The 15754-nt window shown below is 64.4% G+C and carries 12 protein-coding genes and 1 tRNA gene; 7 read left to right on the top strand and 6 right to left on the bottom strand.

Going from position 1 to position 15754, the window contains the following annotated elements:
* Position 1: 1 nt before the first annotated feature.
* On the bottom strand, positions 2-2620 hold the full coding sequence (ligD, locus tag AC07NY_RS00645) for a DNA ligase D (protein ID WP_494581001.1): 2619 nt from the start codon (positions 2618-2620) through the stop codon (positions 2-4).
* Between the two features lie 45 nt (positions 2621-2665).
* On the bottom strand, positions 2666-3055 hold the full coding sequence (locus tag AC07NY_RS00640; protein WP_494581000.1) for a hypothetical protein: 390 nt from the start codon (positions 3053-3055) through the stop codon (positions 2666-2668).
* Positions 3056-3245: 190 nt separating this feature from the next.
* Between AC07NY_RS00640 and AC07NY_RS00635 the strand changes: the two genes are divergently transcribed.
* Positions 3246-3500 carry a hypothetical protein gene (locus AC07NY_RS00635; protein ID WP_494580998.1) on the top strand — a complete coding sequence of 85 codons (255 nt, stop codon included), beginning with the start codon at positions 3246-3248 and terminating at the stop codon, positions 3498-3500.
* Between the two features lie 67 nt (positions 3501-3567).
* Positions 3568-3810, top strand: coding sequence for a hypothetical protein (locus AC07NY_RS00630; RefSeq protein WP_494580996.1), 243 nt, complete (start codon positions 3568-3570; stop codon positions 3808-3810).
* 70 nt (positions 3811-3880) lie between these two features.
* Here the strand turns inward: AC07NY_RS00630 and AC07NY_RS00625 are convergent, their stop codons facing one another.
* Positions 3881-6562, bottom strand: coding sequence for an EAL domain-containing protein (locus AC07NY_RS00625; protein ID WP_494580995.1), 2682 nt, complete (start codon positions 6560-6562; stop codon positions 3881-3883).
* Positions 6563-6620: 58 nt separating this feature from the next.
* Entirely contained in the window at positions 6621-7841 is a 1221-nt protein-coding gene (locus tag AC07NY_RS00620; RefSeq protein WP_494580993.1) for a FecR domain-containing protein, read from the bottom strand.
* Between the two features lie 181 nt (positions 7842-8022).
* On the opposite strand from AC07NY_RS00620, the gene AC07NY_RS00615 reads away from it, so the two are divergent.
* Positions 8023-9723, top strand: coding sequence for a ShlB/FhaC/HecB family hemolysin secretion/activation protein (locus AC07NY_RS00615; protein ID WP_494580992.1), 1701 nt, complete (start codon positions 8023-8025; stop codon positions 9721-9723).
* A 446-nt stretch (positions 9724-10169) separates the two neighbouring features.
* On the opposite strand, the gene AC07NY_RS00610 is transcribed toward AC07NY_RS00615, so the two are convergent.
* Positions 10170-10244: transfer RNA gene (locus AC07NY_RS00610), tRNA-Gly, on the bottom strand.
* A 237-nt stretch (positions 10245-10481) separates the two neighbouring features.
* On the opposite strand from AC07NY_RS00610, the gene AC07NY_RS00605 reads away from it, so the two are divergent.
* From AC07NY_RS00605 to AC07NY_RS00590, 4 genes are all read left to right on the top strand, one after another.
* The gene (locus AC07NY_RS00605; RefSeq protein ID WP_494580990.1) at positions 10482-11006 is read left to right on the top strand and encodes a prolyl-tRNA synthetase associated domain-containing protein; all 525 of its coding nucleotides are present in this window, start codon (positions 10482-10484) and stop codon (positions 11004-11006) included.
* Positions 11007-11087: 81 nt separating this feature from the next.
* On the top strand, positions 11088-11987 hold the full coding sequence (gene trxA / locus AC07NY_RS00600) for a thioredoxin (RefSeq protein ID WP_494580989.1): 900 nt from the start codon (positions 11088-11090) through the stop codon (positions 11985-11987).
* A gap of 22 nt (positions 11988-12009) precedes the next feature.
* Positions 12010-12681, top strand: a complete 672-nt coding sequence (locus AC07NY_RS00595; protein WP_492285963.1) for an LON peptidase substrate-binding domain-containing protein — start codon at positions 12010-12012, stop codon at positions 12679-12681.
* Positions 12678-14075 carry an MFS transporter gene (locus AC07NY_RS00590; RefSeq protein WP_494580987.1) on the top strand — a complete coding sequence of 466 codons (1398 nt, stop codon included), beginning with the start codon at positions 12678-12680 and terminating at the stop codon, positions 14073-14075. The genes AC07NY_RS00595 and AC07NY_RS00590 overlap by 4 nt, the downstream gene beginning before the upstream one ends.
* 195 nt (positions 14076-14270) lie before the next feature.
* On the opposite strand, the gene AC07NY_RS00585 is transcribed toward AC07NY_RS00590, so the two are convergent.
* Positions 14271-15704, bottom strand: a complete 1434-nt coding sequence (locus tag AC07NY_RS00585; protein ID WP_494580986.1) for a homospermidine synthase — start codon at positions 15702-15704, stop codon at positions 14271-14273.
* Positions 15705-15754 lie beyond the last annotated feature (50 nt).

Below are 15754 nucleotides of genomic sequence, written 5' to 3'. Positions count from 1 at the left end.
ATCAGGACCGGTCGAGCTTCCTGATCGCATCCGCCAAGGGCCGCTCGGCTTCGTCATAATCCGCCCAGGCCTTGCTTGCGGCCCGCAGCTTCGGAACCGTGCGGATGGTGTAGCGGGCGGGATCGAGCCCCGCCTTCACCTGCGACCAGGTCAGCGGCATCGAAGCATGCGCGCCGGACCTCGCGCGTGGCGATAAAGGCGCCACCGCCGTGGCCATGCGGTCGTTGCGGAGATAGTCGAGGAAGATCCGGCCCTGGCGCAGGCGCTTCGCCATGTTGACGACATAGCGCTCCGGCTCGTCGGCCGCGATCCCTGCGCAGACGCGGCGCGCGAAGTCCTTGGCTGCCGGCCAGTCCGGGCCGCCACGGCGGGGCTTCGCCAGCGGCGTCACGACATGAAGGCCCTTGCCGCCGGTGGTCTTGCAGAAGCTGACAAGGCCCAGCGCATCGAGCCGCTCCTTCATCGTCCGGGCTGCCGCGATCACGGCGTCGAAGGACACATCCGGCCCAGGGTCGAGATCGAAGACTAGCCGACCGGGAATCTCTAGCTCGCCGGGCCGGCAGTTCCACGGATGCAGTTCGATCCCGCCGATCTGGGCAGCGGCGATCAAAGCTTCGATCCGGTCGATCTGAAGATAAGATTTCTTGTCGCCGGAAATCTTCACTAGCTCGAACAGGCTGGAGGTGCCGAGGCCGGCATGGCGCTGGAAAAAGATTTCGCCCTCGATCCCGTCGGGCGCCCTGAGCAGCGAGCAGGGCCGGCCCTTGATATGCGGCAGCAGCCACTGGCCGACGGTCTCGAAATAATGCGCGAGGTCGAGCTTTGTCGCGGGCTTGCAGTCCTCGGCATCGGGCCAGAGCGGCTTGTCGGGTTTGGACAAGGGCACGCCGAGCACCTCGACACGCCCGCTGCGCGTCGGCGCCGGCTTCGGGAGGGCGGTTTCCGCAGGCTGCGCCGGCAATTCGGTCTCGACTTCGGCCGCCGGCTTGTCCTCGCGCAAGCCCTTGAAGGCGGCCTGCCGGACCATGCCGTCGCCGGTCCAGCCCGCGAATTCGATCTCGGCGACGAGGGCCGGCTCGACCCAGTGCACACCCGACGCTCGCCGTGGCGCGCCCTTGCCGGTGAAGGGCGAGGTCTTGGCTTCGCGCTCTTTCAGGCGCGGCAGCAGCTTCTCGACCTTGGCCGCGCCATAACCGGTGCCGACCCGGCCGATATAGATGAAATGCGGGCCGCGATGGACGCCGACGAGCAGCGAGCGGAATTTGCCGGCCGTGGTTGCCCAGCCGCCGATGACGACCTCATGGCCGGCGCGGCATTTCGCCTTGGTCCAGCTATCGCTGCGGCCGGAGACATAGGGCGCATCGCCGCGCTTCGAAACGATGCCCTCCAGCGACAGGCGACAGGCGGATTTCAGCACCGCATCGCCGCCTGTCTCGAAATGCTCGACATAGCGCAGCGTCACGCCATCGGCCGCGTCACGCAGCAGCGCCTCCAGCCTTTGCTTACGGGCGAAAAGCGGCTGCTCGCGCCAATCCGCGCCGTCGAGGAACAGTAAATCGAAGGCGAAGAAGACGAGGTTTTCGGTCTTTTCCTCGGATAGCGCTGCCTGCAACGCGGCGAAATCCGGCGCACCATGGTCGTCGAGCGCGACGACCTCGCCATCGACGATGCAGTCCGGCAGGCCCTTGAACGCCTTGGCCACGACCCCGAACCGCTTCGTCCAGTCGAGCCCCTTGCGCGTCTTCAGCGTGACCTTGCCGCCCGCGACACGCGCTTGGATGCGATAGCCGTCGAACTTGATTTCATGGAGCCAGCCGCTGCCTGCCGGTGGCCGCTCCACGCTCCGGCAAAGCTGAGGCGGTACGAACGCCGGGAGACCGGCCGCAGCGGCGGGGCCTGCTTTCGAGGCCCGGCCTGTCGTCTGTTTCGGCGCCGGCTTTTCGGCGCGTGCTTCGGCTGCCAAGCCCTCTTTGCTGTCCCAGACCGCATCGGCTTCGACGGCCTGCTCAGCCAGCAGGAAGGGCTCGGGCGAGCGGCCGCGCCCAGCCGCGATAGCTTTCATTGTCCGGCCCGAGGCCACCGAGGCGTCAGCCTTCAAGACTGCATCGCCATCGGAAGCGACCGCATGATCATCGCGATGCTTGATCAGCAGCCAGTTGGTGCGCTTGCCGCCATCGCGATCGTGCTTCATGCGCACCAAGACGAAGCTGCCCTGCAGTCGCTTGCCGTCGAGCGCGAACTTGAGGTCGCCCTTTTCGAGCTGTCGCTGCGGACTGAGCTTCCCCTCGGGCTCCCAATAACCCCGGTCCCAGAGTTGAACCGTGCCACCACCATATTGGCCCTTGGGAATCGTCCCCTCGAAATCGCCATAAGCGAGCGGATGGTCCTCGACCTCGACGGCGAGGCGCTTGTCGTCGGGGTCGAGCGAAGGCCCCCTAGTGACGGCCCAGGACTTAAAGATGCCACCCAGTTCCAGGCGAAGGTCGTAATGGAGCCGTGTCGCATCGTGCTTCTGAATGACGAAGCGCAGGCGTTTCGATGGAGCGACTGCGCTCGCGTCGTTAGGCTCCTTCGTCTTCCGGAAATCGCGCTTCGCGCGATAGGTCTTCAGCTTTTCCACGGAACACCTTCCAATGCGACTTCGCGGAGAGAAGGTGGATGAAGGTCAGCCAGTACCGGGGTCGATATGACGAACGGGCTTGGTTGGGGGCAGCGCGCCGGAACCCGGCGTTGCCTCCTTGTTCGTCTGCGACTCCTTCGCATGCGGACCGGCCGGAGGAGTGTCCTGGTCCTTCGCCCGCTGCTTCTGATTGCCCTCGGAGATGATCTTCGCGCCCTTCATCGCATCATCAGCAGCGTCGTCGCGCTTTTCGGGCGGGCGCTGGTTCGGCTCGGTCGGGCCGTTGGTGCTGCCATTTCGTTCGTGGTTCCGGTCGATCATCGCTTGCCCTTTCTGAAAGTGCTGCCGGAGCAACGCTGCGGCGATCCGATCGTTTCGACAGATCGCAAAAAAGCCCGGCTCCAGGCGGAGCCGGGCTTTCGCAGGCACGATCATTCAGAGCGTCGGGTCGACTAGGCTCGAAACCCAATTGGGATTGCCGGTTTTAGATTTGGCTAGCTGTTGGAGGTGTTCAGATGGCGAGGAAACGCGGGATTTATTGGCTTTCGGATATACGGTCGCGCTGCCGTAATATGAACGCGAGGATTTTCACCAGCTCTGGGAATTGGCACACGACCGCGTGGAGATGCCGTCGGATTATGACGCATGGCATCGAAATGCGCTGGAGGTGATGAACGCCTGGCTCGCCCGTGGCCGAGCCCTTCAGATCGTGACGGTGAGGCCAAGTGAATATCTCGCTTGGCTGCGAGTGAAAGGCCTGCCGAACACAGCCAAGACACGGCTTCAGTATGTCGAGCAAAAGGCCAGCCGAACCGGTAGCGAGCTGGGCGGGATCGGCATTGCCGCAAGCCCTAAAATTATATCCAGCGCGGCCGCATAATATCCGGGGAACACTGCGGCAGAGCCTCTCGTTGAGACGTTATAGATGCGTCGCATAAGGTGGACCAATGGTCGCGTTTCAAACTCCTGTCGAGACGTCCCGCCGCCAACAGAGCACACGTCGCGAGTTCTATCGTGAACTGTGCCAGGACGACGAGGGCAATCGCTTCACCGTTATCGTCTGGCAGAACAAGCCTGGCCTCTCGACGGTCTCCTATTCCCTCGAAGACGGGACGCCTGTTCACTACGAAGACGAGTGCTATTTCGCGCTGCCGTCCGGCAAAATGCTGACGCGGTGCGAGGATTTCTGAGCAAGAACGCTCGCGCATCGCTCTTCACTCGGTTATTTCAGAAGCGGCTTGCCTCTCGAGCAGGGCCGTCTCATGCTGCTTTGCGCGGCAACACCTTCTCAAGGTCACGAGCAGGCATCGGCCGACCAAAAAGATAGCCCTGGCCTTCCTGGCAGCCCAGCGCCCTCAGAAGCTCGGCCACCGTCTCGGTTTCGATGCCCTCGGCGATGATCGATTTCCCCAGGGCCTTGCCCAGCTCGATCGTGGCCGCGACAATCGCGGCATTCTCGCTGCCCGGCTCGAGGCTTCGAACGAAGGTCTGGTCGATCTTGATGGTATCGAGCGGGAAGTCCCTCAGCGAGGTCAAGCTGCCATAGCCCGTTCCGAAATCGTCGAACGCGATGTGAACACCGAGCTCGTGCAACGCCCCCAGGATCGCCCTGACGCGGCTGATGTCGTCGAGAATGATATCTTCCGTGACTTCGAGTTCGAGCCAGGCGGGATCAAGCGTGTTAACCTCAAGAAGGCGCGCGACCTCCGCAGCAAGCGTCCCTGCCGTGAACTGGGACTGTGCGAGATTGATGCCGACGCGCAATGGCGTTCCCTGATGCTGCCAGATGGCAGCCTGGCGGACCGCGGTTTCAAGAACCCAGGCGGAGACTCCGTCAGCGAGCGAGCTGCTGTTGATCACCGGCATGAATTCGCCGGGCGAGACGTAACCGCGCTCTGGGTGATGCCAGCGGATCAAGGCTTCCGCCCCGACGATCGCGCGGGTCTGAAGATCCAATTGCGGCTGGTAGAAAAGCTCGAATTCCCCCGCAGCGAGCGCCTGGCGCAGCCGATTTTCGAGGTCGATCCGCTTCTCAACCTCCTCGCGCATCTGCGGCGCGAAGCCGATGGCGATCTCGGCCTCCTGCCGCTGAGCTGATGCGAGCGCGAAGCGAGCATTGCCAAGCCACATCTCCGGATCGGCGGCCTCCTCGGAGCCGGCATGGCCGAGGACAATCGGCACGCGTACAGCGCGGCCGTCTGCTTCGAGCGGTTCATTGCGGAACGTCTCGATAAGCGACGCGGCGAGATGCTCGACTTGGTTTGCAGGCAACAGGATCGCGAATTCGTCGCTGTCGCTTCGTGATAGTATTATCCCCTGACCAAGCTTGGATCTCAGCCTTGCTGACGCGGCGCGAATGAGCGCATCCGCGAAGGTCTGTCCTTCGAGATCACGCATCCGACGAAAGTGCCACAGGCTCGCGAGCATGAGGCGTTGAGGCTCGTCGCGCTCGATGGCGTCGTTCAGGGCGGCAATCAGGCTGTTGTTGTTGGGAAGATCCGAGACGGGATCGGTTTCCGCGAGATATCGAATACGCTCCTGCTGACGGCGGCGCTCGGAGATGTCACGCAGCACGACCCCGTATTGCCGACCGGAGGGTGTCTCCCAGACGGACCAACTACATTCCAGCGGGAAGAGCTCGCCGTTGGCGCGCCGCCCCGTCTCCTCGTGAACCTGGGCATTGATGTTCGGAAAGGCGCCGGGGACTTTTACGGCAGTTTCGCCTGCCAGCAGCTCGGCGAATTGCAAGCTCTGCATCCGCGAGGCATCGAACCCGAAAATCCGGCTCGCAGCTTCGTTCGACATCGAGATCCGGCCGTCTCGGTCGATGCAAACAAGTCCATCCGACAGCGACATGGCGACGTTGTTGAAGCGCTTCTCCGCCGTGAGGCGAAGCAGGCCGCGAAGGTCCACCTCCTCGACGAGCGCAATCAGCGCGTAAGCGAAAGCCGCAACATGGAGCAGTGAGGTGTCTATCGCGACGGGATAGACAGACTGGATCGCAATTGCCGCTGCTTCTGCCGCGATTGCCGCAGAGATCACCGCGACTATCCTGTGCCGCGCGCGACGCCGCCTCAGCACGAAAGCCACGAGGAGCGGCACGAGCAGCAGTGCAAGCGAAAGCGCGAACGTGGTCGTTCGCAGGGTTCTGCCCTGCAGCATCGATTCCGCAGCAAGGACTTGCAGCAAGGCTCCGGGGATGATCTGCCCACCAGGCACCACGAAACGGTCACCGAGTTCTGCGGCCGTTCCGGCGACGATGACCTTCTTGCCGCGCAGGACGGCTCCGAGATCCCCGTTCCCGCGGAGAATGTCGATATAGGGCACGCCGCGCACAGCGCTGCCATCGATGCCGAAATCGATCCGGAAATCCGGTGTGGCGGGTTCGTGCAATCCGGCCAGCAGCGAAGCGATCGAGGGAATGAACTGGCCGTCGATCGTTGCGCCGAAATTGAAGTCGCGCGCGACGCCGTCCCGGTCCGGCGCTACGTTGACCATGCCGAGCCAGGCATCCGCTTCGAACATGGCGAGCGGGCGGTTCACATAGCCTTGCCGAGCGCTGCTGGCACCAGAGGCGACCTGTCTGAAGATCGGCAGTATAACGCTGCCGCCAGCACCCTTCAGGGCCTCCGAGAACCTCCTGTCCTCCGCATCGACCGACCGGGCGCTGAAGTCGACGTCGAAGGCGATGTCGGTCACGCCCAGTTCGGCGAGCTTGCCGACCAGTTCGGCATGAAGCGACCTGGGCCAGGGCCAGCGCCCGACAGCGGCAATCGAGCGCGGGTCGATCTCGACCATGGCGATGCTGCCGGACGGCGCCCGCTTGACCACGTGAAATCGCCCATCCAGCACCGTCTCACGCAGGCGGGTATGCGCTCCAGCCAGAACGACAAGCGCCACGGCCAGGAGGGCGAACAGATAAGACCGGAATGGGAGCAGCATCCTTCCAACCCTGGCCTTCCAACCACGTGCTGCCCCCCGGTTCCCTTGCACGGCCACTTTAATTCTTCTTGCCCAGGCCCAGTGCCTTGCCGATGCCGTTCCCGCCCAGCAGGCCGTAGGCATTGCCGCGGCCGCGATTGTCGATGAGAGCGTCGAGGCCGCCCGTGACCTGCCCGACCACGCCTAGCAGACCGCCGGACGAGGCTCCCGAATTACCGCTGGCGCCGCCACCCTGACCGTTCTGGCCGCCGACACCGCCGCCTGCCGTCGCAGCATTCGAGACGATGGCGCCGGCGGCAGTGGAGCCTGAGGTTACGGCCGTGGAAACGGCTGATCCTGACGATGCGCCATTGCCGTTCGGCCCGGCCGATCCGCTATTGTCCAGTCGGATATCGTTGCCGCCGTTGCCAGGCTGAAGTCTGCTCGACAAGCTCTTCATCTTCGAGCCCTCGGCGCTTTGGTTGCGCGCCATTCCGTTGGTGACTTCGCGGATGTTGAGGTGCAGCTCTCCGATCGGAGCAACGATACGCGCGCCGCCTCCCGGCGTACGGGCGATGACGGGCTGGCCGGAGCCTGGCATGCCCGCCGACGTCGTGGGTTGAGCGTTGTTGCGAAGGGGTACCGAGCCGGCATCGGGCTTCAGCCCGCCGGCCGGGACCGAAAGCGGCTGCACGCGCGGGACCTGCGCCGGTCCGCGCGTGACGGCGCCAAGCTCTCCGCTACCACCAAGCTTCAGGCCGGGCGCTCCGGCACTGGACGATCGCGCGAATTGCTGCGGGTTCACCAGCGTATAATCGCCGGAGCGGAAATCGGTGACCTGAACCTGGCCGCGCACGACATCGACTTTCGTCTGGCCTCCAGCGATCGAAACGCGGAAACGCGTCCCTTTCACCACCGCCGCGAGATAAGGCGTCTCGACCTCGAAATGCTGCACGTTCCGCTTTTCGACGTCCAGCATGATGGTGCCGGCCTGCTGGATGACCGTCGACAGGCCAGACCGCCCAGCCTCGGGCAGGCTGATCGCAGAGTTGGGCGACACCAGGATGGTTTCCTGACCACGTATGAGGAGAACGCGTCCGTTGCGCCCGGTCCGGATGGAATCGCCCGGGCGCAGTTCGCTCGTCTGCGTCAGCGAAGCGGGATGACTTGCGGAGCCTATCCAGGCCTCCCCGGACGTTTTCACGACCTTCCAGGTGTTATCCTGCGCCGCAGCGGGCAGGCCGCCGATGCAGATTAATGCGGCAGCGGCTGCGAGCCAGAACGCGAAACGGCCCGTCATGCACTCATTCCTTGAGGCGGGAAGCTTCCGTGCTGGAAGCGTAGGGAATTCCACCTAAGCACGAAGCGATGAAGAGAAACTTAGCCGTCGGCCGCGGAGCAATCCTTAATACTTACTCTTCATTAACCCTTTCCGTTCACTCCTCATTAAAGAATAAAATCGGTCGGGTAGGCGTTCACGAATGACCAAAGGCTCGCGCATCAAGCGCAAAGCGGCCGCCGCGATGGTCTTATCGCAGTTCATCGCCGTGCCGGTTTGCGCGCAAGCATTGCCTCCCACGACCCCATTGCGACCGGCACCCTTGGGTGTCGAGACGCAGGCGCAGCGACGCGAGGCGGAGGAGCGCCGCAGTCCCGTCGCGCTTCCGTCCCTCGGCTCTGAAACGCAGCCTGAGGATCGGACGCCGCTGTTCCGGCTCAAGAAGGTCGAGCTGCAGGGCGCGACCGCGTTACCTGCCAGCGAATTGGCGGCCTCCTATCGGCCTTATATCGATCGGGAACTATCTGCTCAGGATTTGGCTGCGATCGCAGCCGCTATAACCGCGCGATATCGCGCGGCGGGCTTTCATCTCAGCCGGGCCCTGATCCCGCCGCAGGACATGCGCTCGGGAATGCTGAAGGTAACCGTCGTCGAGGGCGTGATCGAGCAAGTGAGTGTCTCCGGAGCGAATGCCGCCTTCGGGCTGGAGCGCCTGCTTGCTCCACTCACGGAGGAGCGGCCGTCGAGCCTCGCATCCTTGGAGCGCCAACTACTCCTGATCAACGAGCGGCCGGGCATCAAGGTCGTGGACACGACACTCGACGAAACATCGCCCGGGTCGGGACGGTTTCGTCTCGGTGTCAAGACCGAGAGCTGGCGCCTCTATGGCGCCACCGCCATCGACAACATGGGTTCCTCTTCGTCGGGCCCGTGGCAGGCATCGGGCAGCGTCGCAATCAATTCCATGTTGATGCCGGGGGACAGCCTCACGGTCAGCGGATCGTTCGTCCCCGGCTCACCGCGGGAGATGCGGTACGGCAGGATTGCCTACGACCTCCCGCTCGGCTCCGACAGTTGGCGGATCGGCGTCGCGGCTTCGCATAGCGAAAACTGGCCGGGCGATCTTCGCCGATATCTGAGGAACCGCTCGCAGGCCGACACGGTCGAGGCCAAGATCTCCTACGCTCCGATCCTCAGCCAGATGCAGTCGCTATGGCTGACCGCTTCGCTCGGCGTGACGCGCGCCTCAGAGCGGGATTTCATCGGGCCGATCTTCGCCGACCGGATCGGCATTGCCAGCTTTACCGCCGACTACAAGCTGCATCTGCGCCCCAGTAGTTGGACCTATGTTTCCGCGACGGCCCGCAAGGGCCTCGGCCTCATCGACGGCCAGCCGGATAGCGTCGATTGGCTATCCCGTCATGACGCATCTCCACATTTCGCGCTGATCAACGGCTCGTTGACGCATTACGAAAATTTCAGCGAGAACTGGTCGATCAAGCTCGCGGCAGGTGGTCAGTTGGCGTCCGGCCCCCTCCTTGCATCGCAGCAATACGCCCTAGGTGGGCTTTCCTTCGGCCGCGGCTTCGACGCCGGCTGGATCTCGGGCGACGACGCGATCGCAGGCTCGGCCGAACTGCGTTACGACCAATCCCTGTCCCTCAAATTCCTCAAGGGCTATCAGCTCTTCACGTTCATCGAGGGCGGCGCCGCGCGGATCAAGCTTCCCGGCCATGACCTCGACCAGAGCTTTGCATCAGTCGGCGCGGGCGTGCGTCTCTTCCTGACGGAAGATCTCCACCTCTCAGTCGGCATCGCCAAGCCGGTCATGGTAAACTCTCCGTTCGAGCCGAAGAAGAACGCCCGCCTCCTCTTCTCGCTTTCGAATATACTGAAGCTGTAGAAACGAGCCGAAGTTTGCGCTTAGGCCCAGACTATATCTCGTCGAAAGAAATTCCGACAAAGGTCTTATCACGCCACCTAACATGGCCCGCTCGCTCTCGCCCCAGAATCGTAGCCGTAACCTGGACGCGACCTTGAATACAAGATCACTCGCTTTGAACGAAGAGTTCTGTCAGAGGGGATTCGATAAAGCCCTGGGCGCGATCGATTTCGGCGCCCATCTTGGCTAGTGGTCAATTCTCATCCCTGATTGAATGACACCCATTGGCGCGCTTAAAATCCTCATCAAGCGTTGAGGATAGCTGTCACCTCCCGATGATCCTTGTAACCGCGATGTAACCACGGGCTTTCGGAGGCTCAGGGGAATGGCCTCGAGACCCTCAGGCCCAAAAGCAAAAAGCGCCGGAAAACCCGACGCTTGCATGCTTCTCAAGTCCTGAGATTGTCTGGAGCGGGCGAAGGGATTCGAACCCTCGACCCCAACCTTGGCAAGGTTGTGCTCTACCCCTGAGCTACACCCGCATCCGAGACAGTCGCGCCGTGTTGGCGGCGCGGTCGGGTTATTGCCCCAAAGCACCGCGAAGCGCAAGCACCCCGGTGAAAGTTTTTTGCCGCCTTCCACAAAAGCCCGGATTCACCGGTCCGATCTTGCTGCCAGTGTCTCACGGGGCTAGGCATTTTACAGTCTGTTCTGCCGTTCCGGCAGACATTTTCAGTGTGCTCCCGAATCCTGCCCTGTCTCCTGCCGATCGCCTCGCCATGACCGCGCCCGTCTCGCCCGACCAGCTCTGCGCCTATCTCACCGAGAAGGGCATCGCCTTCCATCGCACCGATCACCCGGCCGTGTTCACCGTTGCCGAGACCGCGCCGCATCGCGACGAGATGGTCGGCCATCACACCAAGAACCTGTTCCTGAAGGACAAGAAGGGGCGGATCTTCCTGGTCTCAGCCGAGGCTCACGCGCGAATCGATCTGAAGCGCCTGCACGAGCGGATCGGCGCCAGCGGCCGGCTCTCCTTCGGCTCGGCCGAGCTGCTGCTGGAGAAGCTCGGCGTCACGCCGGGCTCGGTCACCGCCTTCGCCGTGATCAACGACCGTGCCGGCGACGTCACCATGGTGCTGGATTCAACCCTCGCGACCGGCGAGGACGTCAATTTCCACCCGCTGGTCAACACGGCGACACTGCGGGTCAGCCGCGACGATCTGCTGGCCTTCTTCCGGAGCACGGGGCATGAGCCGCTGATCGTCGATTTGCCCGTCCCGCCCGATGGACAGAACGGCTGAAGCACCCCATCTATGGCGCAACTGCGCGGGCGGCCGTAAGGGCACGCCTTCGCCTCCAGAACAGATCACGAAGGACGACCCATGCTGGTCAATGGCGAGGCAGCCGGGCAACCCGGCCTGATCAAGGACACCACGACCCAGGGCTTCCGCGAGGACGTCATTGCCGAATCGATGAAGCAGCCGGTGCTGATCGATTTCTGGGCGCCCTGGTGCGGCCCCTGCAAGCAGCTCACCCCCGTCATCGAGAAGGTGGTCAAGGCCGCCGGCGGCAAGGTCAAGCTCGTCAAGATGAATATCGACGAGCACCCGCAGATCCCCGGCCAGCTCGGCATCCAGTCGATTCCCGCCGTCATCGCCTTCAAGCAGGGCCAGCCGATCGACGGCTTCATGGGCGCCCAGCCCGAAGGCCAGATCAAGGCCTTCATCGAGCGCCTTGTCGGGCCGATGGGGCCGGGCGAGACGGCCGAGCTGATCGAGGCCGCTGCTGCCGCGATCGCGGCCGGCGATCCCGCCGGGGCGAGCGAGCTCTATGCCGGCGTGCTCGAGATCGAGCCCGACAACCTCGCCGCCATCGCGGGCTTGGCGCGGCTGCATCTCGACACTGGCGACATCGAGGGCGCCAAGGGCATTCTCGGCATGGCTCCGGCGGACAAGGCCAGCGACCCGGCGATCACAGCCATCCGCGCCGCGATCGAGCTCGCGGAGCAGGCTGCCTCGCTCGGCGACACGGCCGAGCTGGAAGCCAAGGTCGCCGCCGACCCGAAGGACCATCAGGCCCGTTTCGATCTGGCGCTGGCGCTCAACGCCCGCGACAGGCGCGAGGAGGCGGTCGATCATCTCGTCGCCATCATCAAGGCCGATAGGAAGTGGAACGACGACGGCGCGCGCAAGCAGCTGCTGCAGTTCTTCGAGGCCTGGGGCCCGATGGACGAGGCAAGCGTCAGCGGGCGCCGCAAGCTCTCGACCCTGCTGTTCTCCTGACCGGAACAAGGACTAGGCGCGCATGGGCATGAACGCCGTCTACGAGGGAGCCAAGGATTGCCCGGCGGCGATCCCGCTCTTTCCCCTGGGCGGCGCCCTGCTCCTGCCGCGCGGCCAGATGCCGCTGAATATCTTCGAGCCGCGCTATCTCGCAATGATCGATGACGCTCTCAAGGGCGAGCGCGTCATCGGTATCATCCAGCCCGAGCCGGAAAACGGCCGGCAGCCCGAGATCCCGCCGCTGCTCAAGGTGGGTTGCCTCGGCCGCATCACCCAGTTCTCCGAGACCGGCGACGGCCGCTACATCATCACCTTGACCGGGATCAGCCGCTTCCGGCTGCTCGACGAATTGGCGGTGACGACGCCCTATCGCCAGGGCCGCGTCAGCTATGACGCCTTCGCCGCCGATTTCGTCGCCCGCACCGGCGAGGAGGAGGTCGACCGCAAGGGCCTGCTCAAGGCGCTCCGCGACTTCGCCAAGGCCAACGACCTCAAGATTGACTGGAAGGGCGTCAACGAGGCGCCGAACGAGGCGCTGGTCAACGCGCTCTCGATGATGTGTCCGTTCGGGCCGCGCGAGAAGCAGGCGCTGCTGGAAGCATCGACGCTGAAGGATCGCGCCGAGGTCCTGGTCGCGATCACCGAGATCGAGCTCGCCCGCGGCGGCGGTGATCCGGACACGACCCTGCAGTGACGCCAACGACGCCGCCTGCCGAAGCGCCACCCGCCGTCTGGCCGCCGCGCCGCGCGGTCACCGCCTGGCTGTTCTTCGACTGGTCGGCACAGCCGTTCTTCACGCTGATCACCACCTTCGTCTTCGCGCCCTTCTTCGCCTCCGCGCTGGCGAAGGACGCCGCCGACGGCCAGGCGCTCTGGGGCTATGCCACGGGCTTCGCCGGCCTCTGCATCGCGCTGCTTTCGCCCCTGCTCGGCGGCATCGCCGACCGGACGGGTCCGCGCAAGCCCTGGATCGCCGCCTTCGGCGCGCTGCTGGTGATCGGCTCCGCGATGCTCTGGTTCGCCGTGCCGGGCGCTTCATCGGCGGTCCCGATCGCGCTCGCTGGCTTCATCATCGCGACGATCGGCGCTGAATTCGCCACCACCTTCAACAATGCGATGATGACGCGGCTGGTGCCGCCGGAGCGGCTCGGCTGGCTCTCCGGCACCGGCTGGGCGATCGGCTATCTCGGCGGCCTGCTCTCGCTGGCGATCACGCTCGGCCTCCTGGCGGCCGATCCGCAGACCGGCAAGACGCTCATCGGCATCGCGCCGATCCTCGGGCTCGACGCTGCCGCACGCGAGGGCGACCGGTTCTCGGGACCGCTGACGGCGCTCTGGTTCGTCGTCTTCGTCACGCCGATGTTCCTGCTCACCCCGGATTCGGGCAGGACGGGTCTGAGCCTTGCCGAGGCGGCCAAGGGCGGCGTCGGACGCCTGAAGGACACGCTCGCCGAACTGCCGAATCTGCCTTCGCTCGGCCGTTTCCTGCTCGCCAACATGATCTATCAGGATGCGCTGGTCGCGCTCTTCGCGTTCGGCGGCATCTACGCAGCCGGCGTCTTCGGCTGGCAGACGATCGAGCTCGGCATTTTCGGCATCCTGCTGACCGTCACTGGTACGCTCGGCGCCTGGCTCGGCGGCAAGCTCGACGATCGCATCGGCGGCAAGCCTGTGGTGCTCGGCGCGATCGCCTGCCTGCTCTTCGCCTGTATCGGCATCCTCTCGCTCAGTGCCGACCACATCCTGTTCGTGATCCCGGCCGCTCCGCCCGCGGCTGGAGACGGTCTCTTCGCCTCGCTGCCGGAGCGGGTCTATCTGGGCCTCGGCCTGCTGATCGGCCTCGTCGCCGGGCCGATGCAAGCGGCCTCGCGCAGCCTGATGGCGCGGCTGGCGCCTGAGGGACGCATCGGCGAGTTCTTCGGGCTGTTTGCGCTCTCGGGGAAGGTCACGTCCTTCATGGGGCCGACGCTGGTCGCACTGGCGACGACGATCTTCGCGAGCCAGCGCGCGGGTTTGGCCGTGCTGATCGTGTTCTTCCTGGCGGGTGCGGCGCTGCTAGCGGGCGTGAAGGTCACCCGCAAGTCCTAGGGTGTCTTCCCGTGTCTGCGCAGCAGCGTGAAACGCTGCTGCGCAGACACGGGACCGCGCGACGAGAAGGCGCTTACAAGCGAAAGGGCGCCCCCTGCATCGGAGAGCGCCCTTTCCTGAAAACGGTCCCGTGTCTGCGCCGCAGCACTATCGTGCCGCAGCGCGCACGGGATGACACCCTTCAAATGACAGCTGTCACCGAACCAGGATGTTCCGGAACTGCCAGGGATCGCTGGTGTCGATATCCTCCGGGAACAGGCCCGGGCGGCCATCGAGCGGCGTCCAGTCGGTGTAATAGCCCTTCACCGGACCGAGATAGGGCATCTGGATCGCAAGGCAGCGGTCGAGATCCATCTCCTCGACCTCGACGATGCCGGCCTTCGGGTTCTCCAGCGCCCAGACCATGCCGGCGAGCACGGCCGAGGTGACCTGCAGGCCGGTCGCCGTCTGGTAGGGGGCGAGCTTGCGGGCTTCCTCCGTCGAGAGCTGCGAGCCGAACCAATAGGCGCCCTTGTCGTGGCCGTAGAGCAGCACGCCGAGCTCGTCGATGCCGTCGACGACCTCGTCCTCCTCGAGGATATGGTGCTCCTCCTGCGGGCGGCCGCTGCCGAACATCTCGTGCAGCGAGAGCACCGCATCGTTCGCCGGGTGGTAGGCGTAGTGGCAGGTCGGCCGGTAGATCGCCTTGCCGGTCTCGTCGCGCACCGTGAAATAGTCGGCGAGCGAGATCGACTCGTTATGCGTCACCAGGAAGCCGTATTGCGGGCCGGGCGTCGGGCACCAGCTCCTGACCTTGGTCTCGGCGCCGGCCTGCATCAGGTAGATCGCGGCCTGCGAGCCCGTCTCATGGGTGCGGGCGTTCTCCGGCATCCATGTCTCATGGGTGCCCCAGCCCAGCTCGGCCGGCTGAACGCCCTCGGAGATGAAGCCCTCGACCGACCAGGTGTTGACGAAGACGCCCGGCGGCTTGGGGTTCTTCGAACGCTGCGTGTCGCGCTCGGCGATATGGATGCCCTTGACGCCCACCTGCTTCATCAGCCCGGCCCATTCCTCGCGGGTCTTCGGCTGCGGCACGTTGAGGCGCATGTCGGAGGCAATGTTCAGCAGCGCCTTCTTGGCGAGCCAGGAGGCCATGCCGGGATTGGCGCCGCAGCAGGAGACGGCCGTCGTCGAGCCCGGCTGGCGCGCGCGCTTGGCGGCCAGCGTCATCTCGCGCAAAGCATAGTTCGAGCGCTCGCCCGGCCCCTTGCTCTCGTCGAAATAGAAGCCGAGCCAAGGCTCGTTGACCGTGTCGATATAGAGCGCGCCGAGACTGGAGCAGAGTTCCATGATGTCGCGCGAGCCGGTATCGCAGGAGAGGTTGACGCAGAAGCCCTGCCCGCCGCCGGCGGTCAGCAGCGGCTCCAGCATCGTCTTGTAGTTTTCGATGGTGACGGCTTCCTGAATGAAGCGGATGCCGCGCTCGTCGAGCAGGTGGCGGTTGGAATCATCGGGAGCAATGACGACGAAGCGGCTCTTGTCGAACTTGAAGTGCCGTTCGAGCAGCGGCAGCGTACCGCGGCCGATCGAGCCGAAACCGATCATCACGATCGGGCCGGTGATCTCGCCGTAGACGGGCCAATTCGTCATTCTCTGTAACTCCTCGGTTCTGGGGGTAAAAAGGTCGAAAGGGTCGTATG

The organism is Allobosea sp. GW821-FHT09G06 (genome assembly GCF_059416005.1).
The sequence above is the reverse complement of the archived record's forward strand: the minus strand, read 5'-3'. Positions and strand labels throughout refer to the sequence as shown.

Coding starts and splice junctions, on each gene's coding strand:
- AC07NY_RS00640 (WP_494581000.1), bottom strand. CDS start 3,055: ATGATCGTGCCTGCGAAAGCCCGGCTCCGCCTGGAGCCGGGCTTTTTT.
- AC07NY_RS00615 (WP_494580992.1), top strand. CDS start 8,023: ATGACCAAAGGCTCGCGCATCAAGCGCAAAGCGGCCGCCGCGATGGTC.
- AC07NY_RS00635 (WP_494580998.1), top strand. CDS start 3,246: ATGCCGTCGGATTATGACGCATGGCATCGAAATGCGCTGGAGGTGATG.
- AC07NY_RS00595 (WP_492285963.1), top strand. CDS start 12,010: ATGGGCATGAACGCCGTCTACGAGGGAGCCAAGGATTGCCCGGCGGCG.
- AC07NY_RS00605 (WP_494580990.1), top strand. CDS start 10,482: ATGACCGCGCCCGTCTCGCCCGACCAGCTCTGCGCCTATCTCACCGAG.
- trxA (WP_494580989.1), top strand. CDS start 11,088: ATGCTGGTCAATGGCGAGGCAGCCGGGCAACCCGGCCTGATCAAGGAC.
- AC07NY_RS00630 (WP_494580996.1), top strand. CDS start 3,568: ATGGTCGCGTTTCAAACTCCTGTCGAGACGTCCCGCCGCCAACAGAGC.
- AC07NY_RS00585 (WP_494580986.1), bottom strand. CDS start 15,704: ATGACGAATTGGCCCGTCTACGGCGAGATCACCGGCCCGATCGTGATG.
- AC07NY_RS00620 (WP_494580993.1), bottom strand. CDS start 7,841: ATGACGGGCCGTTTCGCGTTCTGGCTCGCAGCCGCTGCCGCATTAATC.
- AC07NY_RS00625 (WP_494580995.1), bottom strand. CDS start 6,562: ATGCTGCTCCCATTCCGGTCTTATCTGTTCGCCCTCCTGGCCGTGGCG.